Here is a 24872-nt window from a genome sequence, read left to right as displayed (position 1 = left end):
AATGTCTATACAACTAAATTATATGTTTCTTGAGCAATAATATAGTTCTCGTTTGCTGATATAACAAGTATAGGTATACTACCTATTTTATTTATAAATATATTTTTTTTATGACTTGTTTTGTTTTTTTTTGTATCAATAAACAAATTTAGTAAAGATAATTTGTGTATAATTTTTTGACGAATAAAACTAGAATTTTCTCCAATACCTCCGGTAAAAATAACAGCATCCAACCTTCCTTCCATTAATGAAGAATATCCACTAATATATTTAGAAACCCGATAACAAAAAATATTAATGGATAATTTTGCTAGTTTATGAGTGTCGTATTTTTCTTCTAATTCTCTAAAATCACTAGTTATAGAACTAATACCTAATACTCCGGATTCTTTAGTTAATATTTTTTGAACTTCGTTAACTGGAATATTTAATTCATTAACCATGTAAAAAATTATACACGGATCAATATCTCCACAACGAGTTCCCATGACTAATCCCTCTAGAGGAGTAAAACCCATAGAAGTATCTACAGATTGCCCGTTTACTATAGCTGTAATTGAAGATCCACTGCCCAAATGACAACTAATAATATTTAAACGATTTATGGGTCTTTTTAAAATCAAAGAACTTTTTTTTAATACATATAAATGATTAATCCCGTGAGCACCATATCGACGAATAAAATGATCCTTATAAAATTTATAAGGAATAGCATATAAAAACGCTTTTTTTGGTATGGTATGATGAAAAGAAGTATCGAATACCACTACATTTTTGTGTTGTAACATTAACATCTGCTGCAACGCTACTTTAATGGCAGTAACATGAAAAGGATTATGTAATGGAGCAAAAATAGATGATCGTTGAATTTTTAATAAAACATCAGAATTAACAATCATTGATTTTTTTAAAAATGGTCCCCCATGTACTACTCGATGCCCTATACCTACTATATTATCTAAATAATTTTTATATTTACAAAACAATGTAGTAAAAATTAATTCAATTAATTCATTATACGAATTTATTTGTTTAAATTTTTTAAATAATGTTGTATTTTGAACTAAATTTTTAATCATTAAAGATATCTTAGAATTTATAATGTCTAAAATTCCATCTAAATAAGTTATTTCTAAAACAGGATCTATAACTGAAAATTTAACAGAAGAACTACCACAATTTAATACTAAAATTAATTTTTTTTTCATATTATATCTCTTTCTATAATATATTTTTCTTTAAAAAATATAAAAATCACACTTTTTAATAATTAAAAAAATCAAATTTAATGAAAAATAATTTTTTTTTGTTCAATAGAATGAATTTGCATTTTTATTATATCACTAATAGGATCCTCAGGACACTTTTCAATAAAATATAATAAATCTGAAATAGCTATATGATAACAATTTAATTGAGAAAAAATTAATCCTCTATCTCGAATTTCATATGGATCTTTAGGTTTTAATCTTAATAAAATATTACTTACGTTTAAAGCTAATTCAATGTTTTTTTCTTCAAGTAAAGCAATTTTTAAAATATCTAAAATTTTTTGAGTTACAACCAATGGTTGAGAGTCTTGTAAATGACTATTTATTAATTCTGCAGAAGGACTTATATTACCTTGTAACCATATTTTCAAAGTATGTTTATTAATTATTTCTCCATTAATAGGATCAATATAAAATAATTGCTTTTCTAAATTTTTAAATTTTAAAATTAACTGTGTTGGAAAAATTACAGGAGTAATCAACACGTTCAAATGGCTAGCAATATATATTAATATTATACCTAAAGAAAAAGAATTACCTTGATTAGACAATATTACTTTATCTAACCAAATCATATCAGATACTTTATATTTTGAAGAAGAACTACCAAACTTCCAAATTTTATAAAACAAAAATAGTAGTTTTTCTATTTTTTTTTTTTCTGTTAATCTATTAGAAACAAATAAAGTAGCTTCCTGTATTTTTTCTTTACACGCATTCATAATTTTTGTTTCAGAAAAATCATCACGAATATCTGCCATAATTTTGATCATAACTTCACACAAAGACATTTTAGAAAAATCAATATCATGCAAATCTATCATATATTATCCTAAATAATCATTAATAAAATTAAAATATATATACAAAATTTTTTATAAAAATTACTAATTTTTTAACAAACAACCAAAAGTAACTCTTCTACGATTCGAGTAATCCTTTATAGAAGATATTTTTACAAAAAAATTATTTTTGAAAATTTTTCTTACTATTTTAGTTTGTTTATAACAATGTTCAACATATAACCAGCCTATAGAAGTAAAATGCCGATAAGCATTAACTATAATATGCTGTATACATTCTATCCCATACTTTCCAGAAACTAAAGAATTATACGGTTCAAAAACTAAATCTTTTATAGATCTATAAAAATCTTGTTTAGATAAATACGGAGGATTGCACACAATTATATGAAACTTTCTTAAAGGAACGTGCGAAAACCAATCACTATATATAAAAAAAACATTATTAATATTTAGCTTTCGTGCATTATATCGTGCTACAGACAAAGCTTGTAAACTATTATCAATACCCATAATTTTACAAGAAGGGTATTCACGAGCTAAAGCAAGGGCTATGGAACCACTACCTGTTCCTAAATCTAAAATAAATTCATTTTTTAAATAAGTATGCAATGTAACTAATTCAATTAATAGTTCTGTATCAGGTCTAGGAATTAATACAGCAGAAGAAACAAACAAAGACAATGACCAAAATTCTTTTTTATTTATAATATACGCAATAGGTTCACCTAACATTCTTCTACATAATAAATAGTTTAGTTTTAACAAACTATCACAATCTATAACTGTACTATAATTTAAGAATAGTGTTTTTTTTGAATATTTTAATACGTAACACATCAGTGTCTCTACGTCTAATTGAGGTGTTGAACTATTAATTAATTTTTTTTTAGAAATATATAACCACATTTCAATGTTCATTATAGTATATACCACTTTAATTCTCTTACATCATTAATAATAAATCCGCCTGATACTCTTGTAATAAAGGTTCTATTAATAAATCTAATTTACCTAATAAAATTTCATTTAAACGATACAATGTCAAATTAATACGATGATCGGTTACTCTATTTTGAGGAAAATTATATGTTCTATTTCGATCTGATCTAGAACCTGTGCCTAATAAATTTTTTCTCATTAATGAATTTTCTAATGCTTGTTTTGCATTGATTTCAGAATAAATTTTAGCAGATAAAACTGACAATGCTTTTTCTTTATTTTTATGTTGAGAACGTTCATCTTGGCATTCAACTACATTGCCTGTCGGAATGTGGGTAATACGAACTGCAGAATCTGTTGTATTGACATGTTGCCCTCCTGCTCCAGAAGAACGAAATGTATCGATTTTTAAATCAGTAATATTTAACACAATTTTTTTTGACTTAGGAGCTTCAGGCATAATCGCCACTGTACATGTTGAAGTATGTACGCGACCTTGCGACTCTGTTTGTGGAACTCTTTGAACTCTATGACCTCCTGATTCAAACTTTAAACATTTACAAACACCCGTTCCTGTAACTTTCAAAATAATTACCTTATAACCTCCTTGTTCTCCTTCATGCATATTAATAATACTTACGCTCCAAGATTTTAAATCAGCGTATTTCATATACATTCTACACAATTCTCCAGAAAAAATAGCAGCTTCTGATCCTCCTGTAGCAGCTCTGATTTCAATAAAACAACTATTTTGATCATATGGATCAGCAGGAATCAACAATTGTTTTATTTTTTTTTCAATGTCCTTTTTTTTTTTTAATAAAACATACAATTCTTCTTCTGCTAATTTACCAATAACAGAATCTTGTAACAATTCTTTATTGATTTTTATTTCTGACTTTATTTTTAACCATAATAAAAATGATTCACGTAATTCAAATAATTCTGCTCGTTCTCTTGATAATATAGAAAATTTTTTTTTATCAAAAACTGAGTAATGAGAAGATAATAAAGATTCTAATTCAGAATATCTTTTTATTACATGTTGTAATTTTAAAATTATTGATTTTTTCATAACAATAAACCTGTTTAACATACTATAATAAAAATATAAAAAAATAATATAAAAATATATATATTTTATATTATAATATGACTAAAAATATATTGTAAGAATAATTCATTTAATATAATGAATTATTTTTAAATTAATATTTATATATGTTATATAAAACACAATATGTATATAAGCTATACATTTTAATAAAAATTCATCGTATAAGTGATGAGAGGATGAAAATGGAACAAATCAAATTATTTTCTGGAAATTCAGTTCCGTGTTTAGCGAAAAAAATTGCCAATCATTTAAATACCGCGATGGGAAAAGCTACAGTAAGTAAGTTTAGTGATGGAGAAATTAGTGTGCAAATCCATGAAAACATTAGAGGATCTGATGTTTTTTTAATACAATCCACATGCTCACCGACGAATGATAACGTAATGGAATTAATTATCATGATAGACGCATTAAGACGTGCGTCTGCAGGACGTATAACTGCTGTAATTCCATATTTTGGATATGCTCGACAAGACAGAAGAATTAGATCGTCTAGAGTGCCTATTACAGCTAAAGTAATTGCCGATTTTTTATCAAATGTAGGAGTAGATCGCATTCTAACTATTGATTTGCACGCTGAACAAATTCAAGGATTTTTTGATATTCCTATAGATAATATTTCAAGTAGTATGTTATTATTAAAAAAATTATCAAAAATCAATTTTCTAAATCCAGTATTTGTATCACCAGATATTGGTGGAATTATTAGAACACGCACTATTGCAAAACTATTAAATGATTCTGATATGGCAATTATCGACAAACGTCGACCAAACGTAAACGTTTCTCGAGTAATGAATATTATTGGAAAAATACAAAATAGAGATTGTATCTTGATTGATGATATAATAGACACAGGTTTTACTTTGTGCAAAGCTGCTCAAGCACTCAAAAAAAATGGTGCGCGCAGTATATATGCATACGCTACACATCCTATTTTTTCAGGTTTAGCTGTTCAAAATATAACAAATTCATATATAGATAAAATCATAGTATGTGATACCATTTCAGTATCTAAAAAACTCAAGAGTTTAAAAAACACAAAAATACTAACTGTATCCGGGATGTTAGCAGAGGCTATTCAACGAATTCATAAAGAAGAATCAATTTCAGAAATGTTTATTTATTAAAAAACAATTTTTTAATATTTCATATAATGTATCTAATTATTAATATTAGAATTATTTTTTTTAAATACAACATCAGTAACACGATTTGTGATAATAAAATGTTGGAAAAAACTCCAACATTATATTTTTTAGAAAATAAACTCACAAACCAAGTATTTCAATAAAATAAATTAATTTCATACAAATATCTTTCTTAATAAAAATCTATTCATAGAATAATTTTTACAATATGTATTAAATTATTTAAAAAATTCTTAATAAATAAATCATAAAGTATTTTTCTGTACATATCATTAAAATATCTTAAAAAGCATCTGCGGGAATAACCCTAAAACTATTAGAATTATTCCAATAAATATGATTAAAAATTTTTGAATTATAGTCATATTTATATGAACTAAAGAATTTTTTTTTGACAAAAAACTCGGCTGACAATATAAACTATGAATTATGTGTAAATAACTACATACTCCCATAATACTACTTAACATGATTAACATAGTTGTCATAAAAAAATGTTTGTGCAGTAAATGTTTAAAAACAAAAAATTTTCCCCAAAATCCTAAAGTTAATGGAAATCCAGATAAAGATAGAAAAATTATTGTCATTACACTTCCTAAAAAAGGATTATACAAATATAACCCTGTTAAAGAGATATTTTGAATATTATTAATATCACTACTAGCGGTGTTAAAATCCATAACACTTTTAATACTAAAAAAACCAATTAATCCCAATAAATAACCAAAAACATATATGCATATATGTTTTATCATATATATGTATTCAGGATAAGGATATGTTAACATAACTATTAAAATAATTCCGAAATTAGAAATAGATAAATATCCAATTAATCTCTGAGCTTCTTTTTGAAAAATAGCTGCTATGTTTCCTAAAAATATAGAAAAAATAGCTATGTAGTATAAAATTAAATATAATGATTTTATCTTTACTATATAAGGAATATAATAAAAAAAACGCAATAAACAAGACAAAACAGAAATCTTGGTGACAGTAGAAAAATATAGTAATGCACATGAATTAGTATATTGATATATATCAGGAGACCAAGTATGTAAAGGAAATAAAGACAATTTAAAACAAATAGACAAAAAAATCATACTGATTCCATATAACATCATATTGCTATACATAATAGATGGATAGTATATAAATATATATTTTAAAAAGGAAAAACACAATCTACCTGAAACTAGATATATAAAAGAACATCCTAATAACAATATTGCAGACGAAAAAACTGATACTATTAAGTATACTAAAATAGAAAAAAAATGATTATTACATTTTGAAAAAAAAATTAAAATACCTAGCATAGAAAAAAATAATAATTCTATTCCTATAAATAAAGCAGCAAAATGATGCGAAATAGATACTAAAATCCCCCCCAAAGAAGCTAGTAAAATAAATAAGTAAAATTCTGTTTTATAGAAATTTTTTTTTAATAACCAGGGATATGCAAAAATACAAGTATATAAACTTGAAAAAAGTATCATGAATATAAAAAAATATGAATATTTATCAATTTTAATTAATTCAGAAATATATTCTTTAATAAATATTCTTGAATACAAGACAGTTAACATACTAAACAAAATACTGATTATAGAAATCATAAATCCCAAATATATATTCTTTCTGTAAAAAGAAATACAAAATACTCCTATTATAGAAAAAATTAATAATAAAATTGGTATTATTGGAATAATGGTATCAAATAATCTAATCATAATTTTATTACCTAATTATTAATATTGTATATATTTTTAAAATAAACTATGCTATGAAATAGCATATACAGATTTTAAAAAAAGTGTAGGAAACAATCCTAAAAAAATTACCAAAAATGTATAAAAAATTAGTATGATAAAATCAAAAATATTTAATTCATTTGATACTAAAAAAAACTTTTTAGAACCATAACATACATGCAGTATCATTCTTAATAAATAAATAGATGAAAAAAACAAACCAAAACTAAACAAACAACCTAAAACAGGATCAAATGTAAAAATACTAAATAACATCAAAAATTCTCCGCTAAAATTTCCTGTTAAAGGAATATTCAACACTGAAAAAGAAAAAAACAAAAAAAAAGCAGGTATAATACTCATATACGACCATATTCCTCGCATATTTAAAATATTTTGAGTCTTAATATGAGTAAATATTTTTCCAATAATAATTAATAATGCAGCCATTGAAATAATATAAGAAAATAAATATAAAATAACACCGTTCTGTAAAAAAACAGCTTTGCTATTTAACGCTGCAAAAATGACTCCCATACTGGAAATAGAAGAATACGCCATTAATCGTTTTATATTCGTTTGAGAAAAAGCCATAACAGAACCATAAAACATGGAAAATAATCCTATTACTACACAACAAAAAGAAAAACTACGAGATGTATGTGAAAAAAAAACTAAATAGAATCGTAATAACCCATATATAGCTGGTTTCAATAAAATTCCAACTAAATCTACAGATCCTGAAGTAGAAATGAATTCCTGAGTATCAGGTAACCAGTTATGAAAAGGAAACAGTGGTATTTTTATTATCAAAGATAACAACAAACTATATATTAAAAAAAATTGAGTATAAACAGATATATGCAATTTTTTTAACATAAAATAATTAAACGTCCAAACACCATAATGACTGTAATACATGCAAACTATATTTATAACAAACCATAATAAACATATACCTGATATCTGTGAATATATAAAAAATTTGCGCGCGGCATAAACAATACTACCGTGTTTAATCACAACACCGTTTTTAAAAACAATAAGAAAATACATTGGAATTAATATGATTTCCCAAAATATAAAAAATAAAAGCATGTCTAGGGATAAAAAAATACCGAACATACCTAATATAATTAATAGTAAACAAAAATAAAATACTCCTATTTTACTTTCACAAGTATTCCATTCGCAATATATAGAGCATACACCCATTAAAGAAGTTAAAAAAACCATCAATAATGATAATTTATCTAAACCTAGATAAATAGAAATTCCGTATTGTGGAAACCAAGATTTATAAAATAATACCATAAATGTATCTACCGAAGTATTTCCTGAAAATACATTATAGTTATAATAACAAAACAATGATGTTAATAAACAAGTTATCATTGAAAAAATAGCTATATAACGAGGAATTCGATTATCTAGAAAACCCGTTACTAGCGCAAGTATTGCCCCTAAAAGCGGCACTAATAAAAAAATCAAAAGTATCATAAAATGATGTTACCCTTACTATATATTTATGTAATAAATACACAAAAAATATTTAAATTATATGTAATTATTATTAATTATAAAAATTGTGAATAGAACTACAGTCAAACAAAAAACATACCATCTAATGTGGTAAACAATATTTACTGAAGGAATGTTAAATATTCTTTTTTTTATTAAAAAAATCTGATTTAAAAATAAATTTTCTATATATAAGGAATTTATTCTATTTAAATAATTTGAAAGATTACAATACGATTGTATAAATACATAAAAATAAAAAACATCAAAAAACCAATAATTTATAATTAAAGTGTAAAACAGATGAAATATATTACGTAAATAATAATTCGTAAAATAAAAATTTTTTCGTATACAAAACATATACGATACGAAAACACCCAATCCAGATATAACAATAGATATACATTCTATGTAAAAAATATTTAAACCTTCTGTATATGAGACCTGATATATTTTATTTAAAATACATGAAATTATGTACCACGTTAAAGGAGTACAACCTACACTTAATATTAGCAGTGATGTATTACACAAAAAATTTTTTTTTAAATATACAAATTTAGATTTTTCAACACCATGAAAAATCAAAAATACCATTCTAAATGAATAAACAGCGGTTAAAAATACTCCTGTTAGCGCACATAAAAATAAAAAATAGTTTTTACAAACCATCAAATGTAATAAAATACTATTTTTACTATAAGAACTAGAAGTAATAAAAGGTAACGATATTAATGATGAAGTTCCTATCAAAAAAGTCGCATATATTAACGGTATTTTTCTATATAAACCACCCATTTTAATAATATTTTGCTCACCATTAACACATTTAATAATAAAACCAGAAGACAAAAATAATAAAGATTTAAAAAATGCATGACAAATCAAATGAATAAAAGCACCATATGCATTGTTAGATCCTAAAGCTATAAACATATATCCGATTTGACTCATAGTAGAATATGCTAAGATACGTTTAACGTTATTTTCAAAAACAGCAGAAATACCAGATATTATAATAGTTAAGCAACCAATTAAAGATAAGAAAAATAGTATATAGAAGTTGTTTGTAAATAAAACATACACACGCAAAATCAAATAAACGCCCATAATAATCATAGTAGCTGCATGAATTAAAGCAGAGGCTGGAGTGGGACCAACCATAGCCCCTATTAACCATGTATGTAATGGTACTTGAGCAGATTTTCCTATTGCTGCAATAGTTAAAAAAAATGTTATTAAAAACAAATAATTCGTATGATTATTTAAAAAAATAATTTCATGAATATAATATTTTAATACTATAAAATCTAATGTCTTAAATTTTAAAAAAACAAAAAAAATAGCAATCAAAAAAAATACATCACTTAAACGAGTCATTAAAAAAGATTTAATAGCAGAATATCTATTTTCCTTATGATGAGAATAAAAACCAATTAATAAATACGAACAAATTCCAACTAATTCCCAAGCACAAAACATAGTTATTAAATTATCCGTTACAGAAAACATCAACATAAATAAAATAAATAAATTTATATATATAAAATATTTTATATACATAGAAGAATTCTGCATATACCAACAAGAAAATAAATATACACATAAACCAATAATTAATACAATTGCTAGCATGGATAAAGATAATACATCTATTAAAATATTTAAATTAATATTATATTTATTTATTGTCATCCATTGTACTAGAGGAATTAAAAAAATTCTTGAACGACCAAATAAATTACAATAACTATATACTATATACAAAAAAACCAACAAAGATGTAAAAATTGAAACCAAACTAATCACCGAAACATAATTTTTTAAACAAAATTTTTGTAAAAATATCAAAAAAAAACAACTAATTAAAGGTACTAAGAATACGTAATAAATTAAATTCATTTATTCATCTCACTTAACTTAAATATATCTAATGTATTGTATTTTTTATATATTTTTAAAAAAAACGCTAATATGATACTTACTTCAGCAGCTGCAGCAGTAATAATAAATATATACATAATTTGACCGTCTATTTGATTCCAGTAATGTCCTACTAATATTATTGCTAAAGACGTAGAATTAGTAAGCAATTCCAAACCAATTAACATAAATATTAAATTCTTATGTTTTAATAAAGATATAATTCCTAGCATAAAAATTGACACAGATAAAATTATTCCATGATGTAATAAAAACATAATTTTATATATTTCCTTTTCAATAAAAATATTAAAATCTCATTTTTTTAAAAAAAAAACAAACTATAAGTAGCGATGCTAATAAAAACAAAGATACAAATTCTACTAAACAAAAATATTTATTAAACAAACAAATACCAATATTTTTCATACACACTATATTAAAAAATAAAATTTTATTTTTTTCATTAATAATTTGAATCCATAAAATAAAAAAGATTATTACAGTACATAAAAAAACTAAAATTTCATAAAAATGCATTGATTGATTTAATTTTATATACATTTTTTGTATATTATTGTTAATCATCATGATTACAAAAATAAATAGAACCATTATAGCTCCAGCATATATTATTACTGATAACGCTCCTACAAAAATAGCCCCTAGAGCAAAAAAAATACTTGAAATAGAGCATATTAAAAGAATTAAATATAATAAAGAATACACTGGATGAATACTAATCATTGTTAAGAAAGCAAAAAAAAAAGATAAAAAACTTAGAAAATAAAATACTACAGACATAAAAATTCCTATGGTAATAAAGAGGTTATATCCACACAATTTGATATTTTTTTTGAAACAAAATCATGTGATTTTTTGTTATTTGTAACACCTGAAACAGAATAAAAGTTATATTTAGAAAATTTTCCAGTACCTGAAATTAATAAATCTTTTTTTTCATAAACCAAGTTTTTTCGTTTAAAATCACTTAACTCTATATCAGGAATCAATTGAATAGCTGCAGTTGGGCATGCTTCTTCACATAATCCACAAAAAATACAACGCGATAAATTAATTCGAAAAAATTTAGAATACCATCGACCCTCTATATCTTCTGATTTTTGCAGAGAAATACAATTAACCGGACAAACCGAAGAACATAAATTACATGCAACACATCGTTCCGAACCATCCGGATTACGCGTTAAAACAATGCGACCGCGATATCGTAAAGATAAATTTAACGGTTGTTCTGGATACAATCGTGTTTCACGTAATGAAAAAATATTTGTAAAAACTAAAAACATACTACGTATGTGGCTAAAAAAACTAAAAAAAATATTTTTTACATTCATAAATATGATAACCTCATATTTTTAATAAAATTTTAAAAGATGTATATATTAAATTTAATAACGAAAGAGGAAAACAGAATTTCCATGCAAATATCATAACATGATCATATCGTGGTCTTGGTAAAGATGCTCTTAATAAAATAAATAAAAAAACAAACAATAAAAATTTTAATAAAAACCAAATTATCGGAGAAAAAAATGGTCCTAGCCAACCACCAAAAAATAAACACACTAATAAAGCAGATGCAGTCATTATAGAAATATACTCACCAACAAAAAACATACCAAATTTCATTCCTGAATATTCAATATGATATCCGTCAGCTAACTCTTGTTCAGATTCTGGTTGATCAAAAGGGTGTCGATGGCAGACAGCAACGCAAGCTATAAAAAACATAACAAAACCAAAGAATTGAGGAACGACATTCCATATTCTTGTTTGTGAATGTACAATATCGACTAAATTAAAAGAACCACATTGAATAACTGTTCCTAAGGAAGAGATACCTAAAAATATTTCATAACTTAACATCTGTGCTACAGATCTAATAGCACCTAATAAAGCGTATTTATTATTACTAGACCATCCAGCTAATAAAACACCATATACTGATAATGATGACATCATAAAAAAAAACAACAATCCAATATTTAAATTAATAATCATATAATCCAAAGTAATAGGAATACTGGATAAAACACACAAAAAAGACATGAAAGAAATCACAGGAGCAATAACAAACAGTGTTTTGTCACAAAAAGGAGGAATCCAGTCTTCTTTAAACAAAAGTTTAATACCATCAGCACATATTTGCATACACCCCCACCAGCCAACTCGATTAGGACCATATCGATTTTGTAATAAACCTAATATTTTTCTTTCAATTAGACTTAAAAAACTAGCTCCGAAAATGCTAAAAAAAAGAAAACTAATAACAAAAAAAATTTTATTTTTCATAATATCCAATCCAATTTAAAAAAATATTTTATTGGTTATATTTTATTAAATTTATAGCAAATTTTTTAAAAAAAATAGTTGGTAATTTTTTATATCCTAATGGTAAACCTATATGAAACATACTAATATTTTCAGATAATTGTACTGGAAATCTAAAAACAAGATCGTTTATCTGAAATTGTAATATATCACCATTATTAATTTTTAATCTATTAGCGTCTTCTTTACAAAGAAGCGCATAAGCAAAATTTATTTTCATTATTTTCAAAAAATAATTATGACTCATTTCTTCGCTACCTAATAATTTATAAAACGGAATTATTTTAAAACACAACGAATTCACTTTTTCTATTTTAAAATGTTTTTTAATAAAAAAATTTAAAAAAAATTTTTTTTTGTATCTTTTAAATAACAACACACCGTTATACAAACAATTAAATTGATTATTTAATACTGTAGGGGATTTATACAACGATTGATTAGAATTCCAATTCGGAGACCATGAAAAAGGAATATGAGAAAAATCATTTTCTGTTTTTTGAGCTCCTTCCATAGAAAAAGAAAACATACTGTCTACATCTAGTGGAGATTTTGGTTCATGTACAGTCTTATCAGCTGAGATAGAAGAACGACCGCTAAAACGTATAGACGATCTAGCAATTTTTTGACCGTGTACTCTAAATGAAGAAGGCAAAGAAGAATTTGATATTCTCTTAAAAAAAGAATTCCATGTAGAACATAATTGCATCATTTTATCAATTGTAAATAACTTAATAGAAGAAAATGAACAGACGTTATTTTGAATAGCATATATCCATCTCCAACTATCTAGCTTATATATTGTATTGTTATAAAAATTAGGATCATGTGTACGAAAAAATCGTTGTACACGAGCTTCGTAATTAACAATATTTCCTGAACTTTCAAAAAAATTAGTGCATGGAAGAAAAATACTAGATTTTTTTACCATCCTAGTGCGCTGATGATCTATAACAATAATTGTATTAATTTTTTTTAAAATATTATTAACATATTTTGATTCATATAATCGATATAAATCATTTTCTAAAATAATCAAAGCATCAATTTTTTCCATGTAAACTTGATTTAATATTTTTTGCAAAGAAATACTTGGAATTAAAGATACCCCGATACTATTAGCCGATGGAGGAAATAAAGCTAAACCAACCGGTAAATTCTTTTTTTGTAATGCTTGAGCAATGTTAAATGATACTTTAATAACATCAATATTATTGTATGAAGTACCCGAAATAATCAATGGTTTTTTTGAATTACATAATGCTGTCGCAATTAAATTAGCTTGTATATTAATTTTTTTATCATTATTATTAATAGAATCTATATTAGTATTAATATGATCTAATATCAATGTACTAAATTTTAACTGTTCTTTTATAGAACCGTAATAACAAATTTCACTAATATCGTCTAGTTTAGTTTCACTTCCATTAATAATAAACAATGAATTCTTCTGAAGTTGAGCAATATTTTTTATAGCATTAACATGCCAAATTGGAATTTTATGATTTTCTGCAATAGTAGAATATACACCTTGAATTGCTTGTCTTACTGATAAAGCTGCCAAAGCTGCAGTTTGTGTAATATCTTCACTAATAATCAAAACAGAATCGTACGTTTCAATTTCTGCAATAGAAGGAATATGTATACTACCTCGTTTAATAATATCTGTAATTAGACTAACACATTTATCCAATTCAGGTAACATTCCATTAGAAAAATTTTCACATCCAACTAAATTAGATAAAGCCATATTACTTTCAATACTAGCTCTCGCAGAACCAATTCCTAGAATTCTATTAGATTTTTTTTTAAAAATATTATTAATCAACTTAATTGCAGAAGAATAATTCAAAAACTTAATACTATTATTTTTAATTCTATAAGGTTTTGTAATATCATTAAAATTTACATAATTACAACCAAATCTACCTAAATCGCATAAAAAATATTTATTAATATGTATATTCTGTCGATTATCAACACGACATAATTTACCTAAACGTTCTCCTAAACTAATATTACATCCAATACTACAGTTATGACATACACTAGGAGTATATTGTAAATCCCACTTACGATAAAAGTAATGAATATTACTTTTATCTGTAAAAACGCCTGTTGGACATACATCAACTAAATTTCCGGAATATTCGCTTTCCAAAATACCTTCTGTAAAACGACCAAAGTAAATTTTATTATTTGAACCATACACTCCAAAATCCTTACCCCCAGAATAATTTTTATAATAACGAACACACCGATAACATGTAATACATCTGTTCATTGCATGAGAAATAAAAGGTCCTAGATATTGATTTTTAAAAATACGTTTTTTAAATTTATAGCGTCGAATATAATGCTGATTTAATACCGTCATATCCTGTAAATGACAGTTACCACCTTCTGCACAAACTGGACAGTCATGAGGATGATTCAACATCATGAATTCAGTAATACTTTTTTGAAATTTTTTTACATCAGGGTGTATAACTGATATTCTCATACCATTTTTGACTTCCAGCATACATGCCATAACGATAGATCCGATTTGATCGTCATCATTATTATAGACTTTAATAGCGCATTGCCGGCAAGAACCAATACTGCCTAAAGCAGGATGCCAACAAAAAAAAGGAAGGCTGATGCCTACTGACAAACACGCTTGTAGCACGTTTTCTGATGGTTTAACAAAAAAAACTTTTTTATCAATATAAATTTTAACCATTATGAATACTCACTTTAAAATATTATCTTTAATACTATACACAACAATTTAATCTTAAAAACAATTAAAATAACACTACGTATACAACAGTATATTGTTAACTCTTATATTTTATTAATTTAACGATATAATATTTATATTTTTATTTTTTGTAGTATTTTTGGTTTTTTTAATACCTTGTTCAAATTCATTACGAAATAAATTTATTGCACTTTTAAGTGGTGAAATCGCTCCTGGAGCATGAGCGCAAAAAGTTTTTCCGGGCTCTAAATACTCACATAATTCCTCTAAAAGAGAAATATCTCCCTTATGTCCTTTTTTTTGATCCAAGCTATGTAGTATCTTAACTATCCAAGGCAAACCTTCCCTGCATGGTGTGCAAAAACCACATGACTCTCTAGAAAAAAAAGTTTCGATATTCTTTAATAAAGATACAACATTTATTTCATTATCTATAGCCATAGAAATGCCTGTACCCAACCGACTACCGATTTTTTGCAAACTAGTAAAGTCCATATTGATATCAATATCTCGAGAAGATAATAAGTTAGTTCCTGCTCCACCCGGTTGCCATGCTTTTAATGTTAAATTTTTTTGCATACCTCCTGCATATTCTTCCAAAATTTCTCTGGCTGTAGTACCCAGAGGTAGTTCCCACAAACCAGGTTTTTTTACTCTTCCTGAAAAACCAAGCATTTTAGTGCCGGGATCTTTACCTAGGGATAAATTTAAATACCAGTCTGATCCATACAAAATAATTGCAGGAATATTAGATAATGTTTCAACATTATTTATACACGTAGGTTTACCCCAAAGACCGTAGACAGACGGAAAAGGCGGTTTATATCTAGGATTAGCTCTTTTACCTTCTAATGAATTGATCAAAGCTGTCTCTTCTCCGCAAATATAACGTCCAGCTCCTGTATGCAAAAACAAATCAAATGTAAAATCACTACTTAAAATATTTTTCCCTAAAAATCCCATTTTATATGCTTCTAAAATTGATTTATTTAAAATCTTCTCTGACAAATAATAATCACCCCGTAAAAAAATATATCCACAAGTAGCCTGTAAAGCAAAAGCGCTTATAATAATCCCTTCTATTAATTGATGTGGACAATATTCTATTAAAAATCTATCCTTATAAGTTCCAGGTTCCATTTCATCAGCGTTACAAATTAAATATCTATTTTCTAAAATTAAACTTTTTGGCATCAAACTCCATTTGCTGCCAGTAGAAAAACCAGCACCTCCTCTTCCTTGTAATCCGGATTTTTTAACTAGAGTAATTATTTGTTCAGAACTAAAATTTTTTAAAGATTTTTTTAAAGATTCGTATCCTCCGGTATTACAGTATTCAATCATATTGATAGTTTTAAATGGTTTTTTTAAACGCCATGTTAAAGGATGAGTTTCAGGTGTTTTTAATATATGTTTCATTTATATTTATCCAATAAATCCAACACTATTTTAGAAGTAAGATTAGTATATAAATTTTCATTTATCAGCATAACAGGGCCTTTATCACACGCTCCTAAACAACAAGTAGGTAATAAAGTAAATTGACAATCACTAGTAGTTTCTCCTGATTTAATACCTAAACTACGCATTAATTGATTTTTAATATTATGATAACCATTAATAAAACATACTACACTATCACAATATCTAATTATATTGCGACCTACTGGTTTTCTAAAAATATGACAATAAAAAGTTGCCACACCTTCTACATCACATACTGGAATAGATAAAAGTTTAGCAATTTCTATAATTGCATCTGCACATATCCATTGTCTATGTTTTTGAACAATCTTTAAAGCTTCAATACATACTGATTGTGAGTCTACATAACATTTTTTCTTTAATAAAATCTCAGAAATTTCAATTTTACTTAAATAAAACACGTATTTTTCCTGTTTTTTGTATGTTAAATATATTTTAACGATCTACGTCAGACATGACAAAATCAATACTACCAAGATAAACAATTAAATCGGATATTAAGTGCCCGCATATAACCGATGGAATTTGTTGTAAATGAGCAAAACTAGGAGTACGAATACGAGTTCGATAACTAGTCGAACTGCCATCACTAATTATATAATAACTATTAATTCCTTTAGTTGCTTCAATCATTTGAAAACTTTCATTAACAGGTAATACAGGTCCCCATGACATTTGCAAAAAATGTGTAATCATACTTTCAATATGAAATAAAGATTTATTTTTAATAGGTGGGGTAGTAAGAGGATGTTCCGATTTATAAGAACCACTCGGCATGTTAGATAGACACTGGTGTAGAATTTTCAAACTTTGTCTAATTTCTTCTACTTTAAGTAATACTCGTGTATAAGCATCGCTGATCTTATTACCTATAGGAACCTCGAAATCAAAATTTTGATAACCCGAATAAGGTCTTTTTTTTCTAATATCAAAATCAACTCCGGTAGCCCTCAAACCAGAACCTGTCACTCCCCATGATAAAGCTTCTTTTTTTTCATATGATGCAACACCACTAGATCGAGAAATTAAAATGCTATTTTTTAAAGCTACTTTGGTATAAAAACTTAATCTTTTGGGCATCCATGTTAAAAATTCTTTTAATAAATGATGCCAATTAGCTGGTAAATCTTTAGCTACTCCTCCAATACGAAACCAGGCAGGGTGCATTCTAGCACCTGTAATAGATTCAATTATATCATAAATTTTTTGACGATCAGTAAACGCTAAAAAAACAGCACTCATACTGCCTACATCTTGAATAAATGTAGAAATAAATAACAAATGACTATTAATTCTAAATAATTCAGATAATAAAATTCTAATTACCTGAACACGATCCGATACCTCAATACCTGCCAATTTTTCTACAGCTAAAATATATGGCATTTCGTTAACACATCCACCTAAGTATTCTATTCGATCAGTATACGGAATATAATTATGCCAAGATTGTCTTTCAGCAATTTTTTCAGCTCCACGATGATGATAACCAATATCTGGAACACAATTTACTATTACTTCTCCACTTAATTGAAGTATAATACGAAAAGCACCATGTGATGAAGGGTGATTAGGCCCAAAATTTAAAAACATATATTCCGAACCATCTGGTTCATTAGGTTGTAAACCCCATAATTCAGGACGAAAAAGTAAAGCATCCATTGCAGCATCTTCTTTTTGTTTTGTAAAAAAAAATTCATCTAATTCTGTTGCATGTGATGGATAATCTTTTCGTAATGGATGTCCCACCCAGTTCTGCGGCATCAAAATACGAGTCAGAAAAGGATGTCCGGAAAATTCTATACCAAACATTTCCCAGGTTTCACGTTCATACCAATTTGCATTTAAAAAAATGGAAGTAATAGAAGGTAGTCGCATTTTTTTTTTCAATACAGCTATTTTTAAAACAATATCACAATTGTCATCAATTGATAAAAAATGATAAAAAACTGTGAAATCAGAGTTAGGTATATCGTCAATATTTCTTCTTAAACGTTCATCGATACCATGTAAATCAAATAGCATGTTATATGAACAAATACTGTTTTTTTTTAAAAAATCAATTACTGATATTAAAATCGAACTATTCACCCATACAACAGGACACGAAAAACATGTGTGTTGTATATAAAAATTTGTTTCTCCAAACATATTAATTAACGAAAAAAGAATAGGGTTTACGTCACAAACCTGTTTATTTTTAACATTCAAAAAAAAAATTTTTTTGAAAATAGACATCAGACATAATTTAATCTCTATAAAAATATTAACTTTTGTATAATATGTGTATAAAACCACATACATATGTATATACTTAATCCATAAATAATTAATAATGCAGATAATATTTACGATCTACTATACAGCATCTTCGCATTTAATATTAATAACTGCAATTCTATTTTTATTTTTTTTTTCTTTTTCAGATGTCATTTTAGGTTTATAAATACCTTGATCACCAATCATCCAAGATAAAGGACGGCGTTCCTTAGAAATAGATTTTTGTAATAAAGTTAATGCATGTATATATGCTTCTGGTCTAGGAGGACATCCTGGTATATAAATGTCTACTGGAAGAAATTTATCAACACCTTGTACTACAGAATATATATCATACATACCTCCAGAATTTGCACACGATCCCATAGAAATTACCCACTTAGGTTCTAACATTTGATCATACAACCGTTGTATTACAGGAGCCATTTTTATAAAAGGTGTTCCTGCAATTACCATAAAATCAGCCTGTCGAGGTGATGTGCGTAACACTTCTGATCCAAAACGAGAAACATCATGAACAGAAGTAAAGGAAGTTACCATTTCTACATAACAACACGATAAACCAAAATTATATGGCCATAAAGAATTTTTTCGACCCCAATTTACAATATTATGAAAAAAATTAGAAATTTTTCCAAAAAAAACATTATTTTTTATCTGTTGTATCATTGGATCAAATACAGTTTTTACTGTATTTAATGGATATTTTTTAGATACATCTTTATTCGTATTAACACGTGTTAAAGTATACTTCATATTTCAGAATCCTTTATAACTATGATATGTATTATATTTTATTAAATGTGTTTATTTTGAAAACTGCTAATACTTACATAATACATTATTTTTATAATTTCAGCTTTATCTGTAAATAAATATATTTATTCTGAAACTATCCATTCAAATATATTATTTTTTATCAAATAAAACAAAGCCATTAATACAGTATTAATAAAAAAACAAATTTTTAATAAACCAATCCAACCTAACTCCCGCACACAAATTGACCAAATATATAAATAGAATATTTCTATGTCGAATAAAACAAATAGAATAGCGAGCAAAGAAAATTTAATAGGTACTCTCGATCGAGCGCTACCAACTGAAATAATACCTGATTCAAAAGGATGCGGAGTTTTATAGAAATACGATTTACCTCCTAATACATGTCCTAATAATAACATTGACATACAAATTAAAAAACTAAACACTACGAAATATATAAAACTTATATTTTGATCATTAATATTCATAAACATTTATAAACTCAAAAATTTTAATTAATAATAATTACCTATTATAATATAGAAAAAATACGTTATTTTATATTCTACATTCAATATATAGGAGTTAATAAAATAATTGTATCACTTTATAAATAAAAAAAGTTATAATTTTATTATATTAAATTTAATTAAAAAATATTTAATTGGATAATAATAACAATTATTTATACTTTTATTATTATAAATATAATTATATTTTTTGTTTACCCTTGATGCAGAATAAACTGACCCCATTTAATTAATATTATCTATTTTATAAAATTTTAGTAATTATAAAAAATTTATTAATTTATGACTAAAAAAATTATATTTAAAAATATAAAAAACTTACATTAAAGGATCATTATAATGGGACATATTATCGGAATAGATTTAGGTACTACTAATTCTTGCGTGGCTATTATGGATAATAATAAAGCAAAAGTATTAGAAAATGCTGAAGGAGAACGTACCACTCCATCTGTAATTGCATATACCAAAGAAAAAGAAATTTTAGTTGGTCAACCAGCAAAAAGACAATCGATTACTAATCCTAGAAATACACTATTTGCAATAAAAAGATTAATGGGAAGAAAATTTAAGGATGAAGAAGTACAACGTGATATTAAAATTATGCCATATAATATCATTGAATCAAAAAATGGTGATGCATGGCTAAAAATACAGGAAGAAAATATAGCTCCTCCTCAAATTTCTGCTGAAATTTTAAAAAAAATGAAAAAAACTGCTGAAGATTACTTAGGAGCGCCAGTTACTGAAGCTGTTATCACTGTACCAGCATATTTTAATGATGCTCAAAGACAAGCAACTAAAGATGCTGGAAAAATAGCGGGATTAGAAGTAAGAAGAATAATAAATGAACCTACAGCAGCTGCTTTGGCATATGGTTTAGATAAAAACAAAGGAAACAAAACAATTGCAGTTTATGATTTAGGTGGAGGAACTTTCGACATTTCAATTATTGAAATTGATGAGGTTGATAAAGAAAAAACATTTGAAGTATTATCGACTAATGGAGATACACATCTAGGCGGAGAAGATTTTGATAATCGGTTAATCCATTTTTTAGTATCAGAATTCCAAAAAAATAATGGAATGGATTTAAGTAACGATCCTTTAGCTATGCAACGATTAAAAGAGTCAGCTGAAAAAGCAAAAATAGAGTTATCTTCTACTAAACAAACAGATGTAAATTTACCTTATATTACGGCAGATTCTACTGGACCTAAACACTTAAATATCACAGTTACTAGAGCAAAATTAGAATCATTAGTAGAAGACTTAATTGTTAGATCTATAAAACCATTAGAAGTGGCATTAAAAGACGCTAAATTAAAAATATCAGATATTCATGATATTATTTTAGTTGGCGGTCAAACTCGTATGCCTTTAGTACAACAAAAAGTAGCAGAATTTTTTGGAAAAAAACCAAGAAAAGATGTAAATCCAGATGAAGCTGTGGCTATAGGTGCTGCTGTTCAGGGCGGAGTGTTATCCGGTGCAGTCAAAGATGTGTTATTACTTGATGTAACTCCATTGTCATTAGGAATCGAAACAATGGGTGGTATTATGACTCCTTTAATTAACAAAAATACAACAATACCAACTAAACACAGTCAAACTTTTTCAACAGCTGAAGATAATCAATCTGCAGTAACTATACACATCTTGCAAGGTGAAAGAAAACGCGCTTTAGACAATAAATCTCTCGGACAATTTAACTTAGATGGCATTCAAGCGGCTCCGAGAGGAATCCCTCAAATCGAAGTAACTTTTGATATTGATGCAGATGGTATTTTACATGTATCTGCAAAAGATAAAAAAACAGGGAAAGAGCAGAAAATAACTATACAATCTTCATCTGGATTAAATCAAGATGAAATACAAAAAATGATTAATGATGCACAAGAAAATTCTGAAAAAGATTTACAGTTCGAAGAACTAATCAAAGTTAGAAATCAAGGTGATCAAATTTCTCATAGTACAAAAAAACAACTATCTGAATGTCAAGACAAAATTGATCCCGAAACAAAATCAAACATTGAAAAATCGTTACAAGAATTAGAGTTATCTTTAAGAGGAGAAAATAAAGAAGAAATTAATAAACATATACAGACAGTACTGCAGTTAAGTCTGAAATTAACAGAATTATTAAAAAAAGAATCAACACCAAACAATCCTCCCAAACAAGACGAAAAAAATCAAAAAAATGAAAATGTAGTTGATGCTGAATTCGAAGAAATAAAAGAAAAAGAAAAAAAATAAAATATTTTTATTAAAAAAATTTAATTACATATATATTAGATATACTAAAATACATCTAATTTTATATTACTGGGTGTAGAAAATCTTCTCTGCACCCACATTATATACATCTTATTAGGAATCATAATAAATCATGACACAACAAGATTACTATACAATTTTAAAGGTTTCTAATACTGCTAGTGAACGCGAAATAAAACAAGCTTATAAGAGACTAGCGATGAGGTATCATCCGGATCGTAATCAAGGAAACAAAAAAGCTGAAGAACAGTTTAAAAAAATAAAACAAGCATATGAAGTATTGAGCGATGAAAAAAAAAGAACTGCTTATGATCAATATGGACATGCAGCATTTGAACAAAACGGAAATAATGGTGATTTTCACAGTAGTTTTACTACTTCAACATCTGATTTAAACGATATATTTGGTGATGTTTTTGGCGATATATTTGGGAATAACAGAAAAAAAAATACAGAAAAAGGATCAGATTTACAATATAATATCAACCTTACATTAGAAGAAGCTGTTCAAGGAACTACAAAAGAAATAAAAATTCCTACATTAAGTACGTGTCATTCATGTTCCGGAAAAGGAACAGCGCATGGAAAAACCTCTAATACATGCACATATTGTCACGGAAACGGACAAATACATATGAGAAAAGGATTTTTTAGTGTTCAACAAACTTGCCCGACCTGCCACGGTACAGGAACGGTCATAAAAAATCCATGTAAAATATGCTATGGACAAGGTCGAATCAAAACATCTAAAAAATTATCCATCAAAATTCCTTCTGGAGTAGATACTAATGATCGTATTCGGTTAAACAATGAAGGAGAATCTGGTCGGTATGGAGCTCAATCAGGAGATTTATACATACAAATAAATGTAAAAAAACACCCAATATTTTCACGAGAAGATAATCACTTACATTGTGAAGTACCTATTAATTTTGTTACTGCTGCTTTAGGTGGAGAAATAGAAGTACCTACTTTGCAAGGTAGATTAAAACTTAAAATACCTTCCGAAACACAATCTGGAAAATTACTTAGAATACGAGGAAAAGGAGTAAAATCAGTAAGAAAAAGATATCCTGGAGATTTATTATGTAAAATAATAGTAGAAACACCGGTAAATCTAAATCAATCTCAAAAAAATCTGTTACACCAATTAGGAAAAAGTTTTGGTGATTTCAGAGGAAAAAATAATAGTCCGAAATCTAAAAGATTCTTTGATAGCGTAAAAAGATTTTTTGAGAATCTTACTAAATAAAAAAAAAGAAGGTATTGCTATCTATGCGGCGATATAATAGATGCAATACTTGTGTTATAAAAATAAATGATTTAATATACAATATATTAAATTTTTTTAATATTTTTGATTAATATAGATTTATATCTAGCAGCTTTATTTACGTGTATAATTCCTTTCATGGCATATTTATCAATAATAGATTGAAATATACAAAATTCTTTATAAGCTTTTTTTTTTTCTTTTTCTTGAATAAAAACGTATACTTTTTTCATAAACGTTTTAATAATAGATCGTTTACTCGCGTTACATTTTCTACGTTTTTCTGAAAAAACAGCATGTTTTTTAGATGATTTTATATTTGCCAAAATAATTATAACTCCTATAATAAAAATATTAAAAATAAGTAGTGTGCTATTGCTAACTTAATAAGTTAAAATAAACCATGTTAATATTACGTAATAAATACACATTATTTGCATCTTATATATTATATATTTATATATAACAACTATTATATATAATAAATTAAATTATTCATGTTAATATAATATCACTATATATTTTACAATCAATAATATTAACTAAGAAGTATCAAATATACTTTTGTATATATCAATTTAATATATAAAAACATAAAAAATTTTATTTATTATATGAAAAAACGTCAATTCTATATGCTATATATATAATATTAACGATTATTCTATATAGT

The 24872-nt window shown here is 26.1% G+C and carries 21 protein-coding genes; 3 read left to right on the top strand and 18 right to left on the bottom strand.

Translation table 11 applies throughout. From position 1 onward, the window contains the following. Positions 1-5: 5 nt before the first annotated feature. The 4 genes from BUCIPSTX3056_RS00600 to prfA form a co-directional block, all read right to left on the bottom strand. On the bottom strand, positions 6-1208 hold the full coding sequence (locus BUCIPSTX3056_RS00600; protein ID WP_075474552.1) for an acetate kinase: 1203 nt from the start codon (positions 1206-1208) through the stop codon (positions 6-8). A gap of 77 nt (positions 1209-1285) precedes the next feature. After that, complete coding sequence (locus BUCIPSTX3056_RS00595; protein WP_075474550.1) at positions 1286-2095, bottom strand: tetratricopeptide repeat protein; 810 nt, start codon at positions 2093-2095, stop codon at positions 1286-1288. Between the two features lie 63 nt (positions 2096-2158). Continuing rightward, entirely contained in the window at positions 2159-2995 is an 837-nt protein-coding gene (prmC, locus tag BUCIPSTX3056_RS00590) for a peptide chain release factor N(5)-glutamine methyltransferase (protein WP_075475013.1), read from the bottom strand. 25 nt (positions 2996-3020) lie between these two features. Next, entirely contained in the window at positions 3021-4091 is a 1071-nt protein-coding gene (prfA, locus tag BUCIPSTX3056_RS00585; RefSeq protein ID WP_075474548.1) for a peptide chain release factor 1, read from the bottom strand. Positions 4092-4315: 224 nt separating this feature from the next. Between prfA and BUCIPSTX3056_RS00580 the strand changes: the two genes are divergently transcribed. Then, positions 4316-5263, top strand: coding sequence for a ribose-phosphate pyrophosphokinase (locus BUCIPSTX3056_RS00580; RefSeq protein WP_075475011.1), 948 nt, complete (start codon positions 4316-4318; stop codon positions 5261-5263). Positions 5264-5556: 293 nt separating this feature from the next. Here the strand turns inward: BUCIPSTX3056_RS00580 and BUCIPSTX3056_RS00575 are convergent, their stop codons facing one another. From BUCIPSTX3056_RS00575 to BUCIPSTX3056_RS00515, 13 genes are all read right to left on the bottom strand, one after another. After that, positions 5557-7017, bottom strand: coding sequence for an NADH-quinone oxidoreductase subunit N (locus BUCIPSTX3056_RS00575; RefSeq protein WP_075474547.1), 1461 nt, complete (start codon positions 7015-7017; stop codon positions 5557-5559). Between the two features lie 51 nt (positions 7018-7068). Next, positions 7069-8538: a complex I subunit 4 family protein gene (locus BUCIPSTX3056_RS00570; protein ID WP_075474545.1), complete on the bottom strand. Its 1470-nt coding sequence runs from the start codon at positions 8536-8538 to the stop codon at positions 7069-7071. Between the two features lie 57 nt (positions 8539-8595). Further along, the gene (locus BUCIPSTX3056_RS00565) at positions 8596-10464 is read right to left on the bottom strand and encodes an NADH-quinone oxidoreductase subunit L (RefSeq protein ID WP_075474543.1); all 1869 of its coding nucleotides are present in this window, start codon (positions 10462-10464) and stop codon (positions 8596-8598) included. After that, positions 10461-10763: an NADH-quinone oxidoreductase subunit NuoK gene (gene nuoK, locus BUCIPSTX3056_RS00560; protein ID WP_075474541.1), complete on the bottom strand. Its 303-nt coding sequence runs from the start codon at positions 10761-10763 to the stop codon at positions 10461-10463. Before nuoK ends, BUCIPSTX3056_RS00565 begins: the two co-directional genes overlap by 4 nt. 31 nt (positions 10764-10794) lie before the next feature. Beyond that, a complete protein-coding gene (locus BUCIPSTX3056_RS00555) occupies positions 10795-11289 on the bottom strand; it encodes an NADH-quinone oxidoreductase subunit J (RefSeq protein WP_075474539.1) in 495 nt (164 codons plus the stop codon). 8 nt (positions 11290-11297) lie between these two features. Beyond that, the gene (gene nuoI, locus BUCIPSTX3056_RS00550) at positions 11298-11843 is read right to left on the bottom strand and encodes an NADH-quinone oxidoreductase subunit NuoI (protein WP_075474537.1); all 546 of its coding nucleotides are present in this window, start codon (positions 11841-11843) and stop codon (positions 11298-11300) included. A gap of 13 nt (positions 11844-11856) precedes the next feature. After that, positions 11857-12801 (bottom strand): NADH-quinone oxidoreductase subunit NuoH, encoded by a 945-nt coding sequence (gene nuoH, locus BUCIPSTX3056_RS00545; RefSeq protein WP_075474536.1) that lies wholly within the window; start codon positions 12799-12801, stop codon positions 11857-11859. Between the two features lie 28 nt (positions 12802-12829). Then, complete coding sequence (gene nuoG, locus BUCIPSTX3056_RS00540) at positions 12830-15568, bottom strand: NADH-quinone oxidoreductase subunit NuoG (RefSeq protein ID WP_075474534.1); 2739 nt, start codon at positions 15566-15568, stop codon at positions 12830-12832. A gap of 114 nt (positions 15569-15682) precedes the next feature. Then, positions 15683-17008, bottom strand: coding sequence for an NADH-quinone oxidoreductase subunit NuoF (gene nuoF / locus BUCIPSTX3056_RS00535; protein ID WP_075474533.1), 1326 nt, complete (start codon positions 17006-17008; stop codon positions 15683-15685). Continuing rightward, positions 17005-17508 (bottom strand): NADH-quinone oxidoreductase subunit NuoE, encoded by a 504-nt coding sequence (nuoE, locus tag BUCIPSTX3056_RS00530; RefSeq protein WP_075474532.1) that lies wholly within the window; start codon positions 17506-17508, stop codon positions 17005-17007. Before nuoE ends, nuoF begins: the two co-directional genes overlap by 4 nt. Before the next feature lies 1 nt (position 17509). Continuing rightward, positions 17510-19312 carry an NADH-quinone oxidoreductase subunit C/D gene (nuoC, locus tag BUCIPSTX3056_RS00525; RefSeq protein WP_075475009.1) on the bottom strand — a complete coding sequence of 601 codons (1803 nt, stop codon included), beginning with the start codon at positions 19310-19312 and terminating at the stop codon, positions 17510-17512. 120 nt (positions 19313-19432) lie between these two features. Further along, a complete protein-coding gene (locus BUCIPSTX3056_RS00520) occupies positions 19433-20110 on the bottom strand; it encodes a NuoB/complex I 20 kDa subunit family protein (protein ID WP_075474531.1) in 678 nt (225 codons plus the stop codon). Positions 20111-20235: 125 nt separating this feature from the next. After that, positions 20236-20544 carry an NADH-quinone oxidoreductase subunit A gene (locus tag BUCIPSTX3056_RS00515; RefSeq protein ID WP_172598447.1) on the bottom strand — a complete coding sequence of 103 codons (309 nt, stop codon included), beginning with the start codon at positions 20542-20544 and terminating at the stop codon, positions 20236-20238. Positions 20545-20988: 444 nt separating this feature from the next. Between BUCIPSTX3056_RS00515 and dnaK the strand changes: the two genes are divergently transcribed. Beyond that, the gene (gene dnaK, locus BUCIPSTX3056_RS00510) at positions 20989-22905 is read left to right on the top strand and encodes a molecular chaperone DnaK (protein ID WP_075474529.1); all 1917 of its coding nucleotides are present in this window, start codon (positions 20989-20991) and stop codon (positions 22903-22905) included. A gap of 133 nt (positions 22906-23038) precedes the next feature. Continuing rightward, a complete protein-coding gene (gene dnaJ, locus BUCIPSTX3056_RS00505; protein ID WP_075474528.1) occupies positions 23039-24178 on the top strand; it encodes a molecular chaperone DnaJ in 1140 nt (379 codons plus the stop codon). Between the two features lie 86 nt (positions 24179-24264). On the opposite strand, the gene rpsT is transcribed toward dnaJ, so the two are convergent. Beyond that, complete coding sequence (gene rpsT / locus BUCIPSTX3056_RS00500) at positions 24265-24525, bottom strand: 30S ribosomal protein S20 (RefSeq protein ID WP_075474527.1); 261 nt, start codon at positions 24523-24525, stop codon at positions 24265-24267. Between the last annotated feature and the right edge of the window lie 347 nt (positions 24526-24872).

The sequence above is a fragment of the Buchnera aphidicola (Cinara pseudotaxifoliae) genome, from assembly GCF_900128595.1.
Classification (GTDB): Bacteria; Pseudomonadota; Gammaproteobacteria; order Enterobacterales; family Enterobacteriaceae; genus Buchnera_F; species Buchnera_F aphidicola_J.
Note: the sequence above shows the minus strand (reverse complement) of the source record. Positions and strands in the feature narration are given on the sequence as shown.

Coding starts and splice junctions, on each gene's coding strand:
- BUCIPSTX3056_RS00580 (WP_075475011.1), top strand. CDS start 4,316: ATGGAACAAATCAAATTATTTTCTGGAAATTCAGTTCCGTGTTTAGCG.
- BUCIPSTX3056_RS00595 (WP_075474550.1), bottom strand. CDS start 2,095: ATGATAGATTTGCATGATATTGATTTTTCTAAAATGTCTTTGTGTGAA.
- BUCIPSTX3056_RS00565 (WP_075474543.1), bottom strand. CDS start 10,464: ATGAATTTAATTTATTACGTATTCTTAGTACCTTTAATTAGTTGTTTT.
- nuoC (WP_075475009.1), bottom strand. CDS start 19,312: ATGTCTATTTTCAAAAAAATTTTTTTTTTGAATGTTAAAAATAAACAG.
- nuoI (WP_075474537.1), bottom strand. CDS start 11,843: ATGAATGTAAAAAATATTTTTTTTAGTTTTTTTAGCCACATACGTAGT.
- BUCIPSTX3056_RS00515 (WP_172598447.1), bottom strand. CDS start 20,544: ATGTCAATGTTATTATTAGGACATGTATTAGGAGGTAAATCGTATTTC.
- BUCIPSTX3056_RS00600 (WP_075474552.1), bottom strand. CDS start 1,208: ATGAAAAAAAAATTAATTTTAGTATTAAATTGTGGTAGTTCTTCTGTT.
- nuoG (WP_075474534.1), bottom strand. CDS start 15,568: ATGGTTAAAATTTATATTGATAAAAAAGTTTTTTTTGTTAAACCATCA.
- prfA (WP_075474548.1), bottom strand. CDS start 4,091: ATGAAAAAATCAATAATTTTAAAATTACAACATGTAATAAAAAGATAT.
- BUCIPSTX3056_RS00575 (WP_075474547.1), bottom strand. CDS start 7,017: ATGATTAGATTATTTGATACCATTATTCCAATAATACCAATTTTATTA.
- prmC (WP_075475013.1), bottom strand. CDS start 2,995: ATGAACATTGAAATGTGGTTATATATTTCTAAAAAAAAATTAATTAAT.
- nuoF (WP_075474533.1), bottom strand. CDS start 17,008: ATGAAACATATATTAAAAACACCTGAAACTCATCCTTTAACATGGCGT.
- BUCIPSTX3056_RS00555 (WP_075474539.1), bottom strand. CDS start 11,289: ATGTCTGTAGTATTTTATTTTCTAAGTTTTTTATCTTTTTTTTTTGCT.
- nuoK (WP_075474541.1), bottom strand. CDS start 10,763: ATGTTTTTATTACATCATGGAATAATTTTATCTGTGTCAATTTTTATG.
- nuoH (WP_075474536.1), bottom strand. CDS start 12,801: ATGAAAAATAAAATTTTTTTTGTTATTAGTTTTCTTTTTTTTAGCATT.
- BUCIPSTX3056_RS00520 (WP_075474531.1), bottom strand. CDS start 20,110: ATGAAGTATACTTTAACACGTGTTAATACGAATAAAGATGTATCTAAA.
- BUCIPSTX3056_RS00570 (WP_075474545.1), bottom strand. CDS start 8,538: ATGATACTTTTGATTTTTTTATTAGTGCCGCTTTTAGGGGCAATACTT.
- dnaJ (WP_075474528.1), top strand. CDS start 23,039: ATGACACAACAAGATTACTATACAATTTTAAAGGTTTCTAATACTGCT.
- dnaK (WP_075474529.1), top strand. CDS start 20,989: ATGGGACATATTATCGGAATAGATTTAGGTACTACTAATTCTTGCGTG.